The organism is Pseudidiomarina sp. WS423 (assembly GCF_050750165.1).
In the GTDB taxonomy this organism is placed as follows: Bacteria; Pseudomonadota; Gammaproteobacteria; order Enterobacterales; family Alteromonadaceae; genus Pseudidiomarina; species Pseudidiomarina fusca.
The window spans coordinates 1-1772 of record NZ_JBOJLN010000038.1 but is presented as its reverse complement, the minus strand read 5'-3'; the positions used below and the strand labels follow the sequence as shown (position 1 = coordinate 1772).

Here is a 1772-nt window from a genome sequence, read left to right as displayed (position 1 = left end):
ATCAAACGTTTGTATTAGAAGTCGCCAAATCTCTGCTTCACTAAGCGTTATCGATTCCTTGTCCAACAAACTGCGCTTTAGCGCAAAAATATTGGTTTCAAGAATGGAGAGCGCCCTTATCTGACGATTTACTTCCTGATAACCCTGTTCATCATCTGATAGCAGCTGATCATTAACCAGCAGTGACTGTAAGTTACTGAGAATGTGCTCCATCTGCACTAACAATCTATCCCGCTCACTCAATGGCGCGTCATTGGTTAACAAATACTGCGCTAGCCAAACCTTCAGTCGTTGTTTGTCGGCACCTAGCGCGATAAATTCGGCCAGCATCTGATTAGATACCCTACCTCGCTCAACATGATAGGCGGCTATCCCTGATGTCCAAAATGCGGCTACGGCCTGAACAATACAGAACATAACCAGCAAACCAAATGATAAGAGCAAACGATTTCGGTACATATCAATTTAACCCGATAACAAGATCACACTAATTAATGCGTGACATACGCTTACTACAGCATTGCGGATTAAAAAAACCCGGTAAACTGGGTTTAATCTATGTTAGAAATGGTACTGAACCCGAACCCCAAAGCCAATAGGCTCCTCGGTTACCCCTGACGGTGTATCAATATCGCTAAACACAATGTTGCCCATAAACCGAAGGTTATTTAACAAGTAATAGTTAACGCCCAATGTAAGATTTTTCTGCTCACCACCAAAAACAGTACCGTCATTCAAATCGGTGACAGAGTACCGTGCAGCAACCTCAATAGCGCCTGACTCTTTTGATGGTTTAACGCCGCTAAACAAACCATTCTTGTACGAACGGCTCTCGCCAGTTAACACATAACTTAATTGAAAGTGATATCCAGAGAAGGAAACATCTTCAACTGTTGACGAAGTGTTTAGTGTCATCGCTTCAGCTTCGGCAGACCAGGCACCATTAATGAAGGCAGCCTCCAAACCAAAACGATTGATGGAATTTATGCCTTCCAGAGTACCGGTATCGATTAAACGCACACCAGAGTCAATACGTAGCTCAGGACGGTCCCGCAATCTAAGCGTGTTATAGTCACCCATGTCCTGATACACGAAAGCACCGGCAAAATGATACTGAACATCATCAACTTTTGGATGGTAAATAATCCGCTGAGCAAGCCCCATACTGTCATCTTTGCCAGCATCGCCCTCTGTATTCATGGTGCGGCCGAACAACATAGATTCTGATGTTAAGTTACCGAAGGTTTTATCAAACCGCACGCCTAACTTACGGTCAGGGGTAATAACCGTAGAGCCGCTTGAACGCTCCATAAAAGTAATAGAGTTGGAGCTGGTTAGGGTGTTTAGACTAAACGGCACGCGCTGGTGGCCGATAGTCACATTGCCACCAGCCAGTTTAGTGCGAATATTTACGTCAGCTGCTGAGGCATCGCCACCTTCAGCGAAGTCATACTCAATAACAAAACGCCAATCAGGCGATAAATTGCCCTGCATACCAAGACGCCCACGACGCACATTAAAACCGTTACCAATTTCCGTAACATCGTCTTTGTACATACCTGCATCCAGATGCATTCTACCACGAGGCGTGATTTCCACTTCGGCAAGTGCGCTACCAGTGAAAGCACCTACGGCTAGGGCAACTAAAACTTTGCTATTTGTATTCATGATTAATTCTATCCCAATCTCTAGTTTTGACCCAGGCATCATATGTCACTTATATGACATTTGCGTGACACAATGACAGTTTTATGACTTAAATATGACAATAA

1 protein-coding gene and 1 pseudogene are annotated in these 1772 nt (G+C 44.2%); both read right to left on the bottom strand.

The genetic code is table 11. The features are described from left to right. A pseudogene (locus ACQ661_RS12640) lies at positions 1-417 on the bottom strand (sensor histidine kinase); the annotation flags it as partial. A gap of 144 nt (positions 418-561) precedes the next feature. Beyond that, positions 562-1668: an OprO/OprP family phosphate-selective porin gene (locus ACQ661_RS12635; RefSeq protein WP_181394977.1), complete on the bottom strand. Its 1107-nt coding sequence runs from the start codon at positions 1666-1668 to the stop codon at positions 562-564. Positions 1669-1772 lie beyond the last annotated feature (104 nt).

Bases quoted from the DNA above. Each gene is read 5' to 3' on its own strand.
- ACQ661_RS12635 (WP_181394977.1), bottom strand. From the start codon at position 1,668: ATGAATACAAATAGCAAAGTTTTAGTTGCCCTAGCCGTAGGTGCTTTC.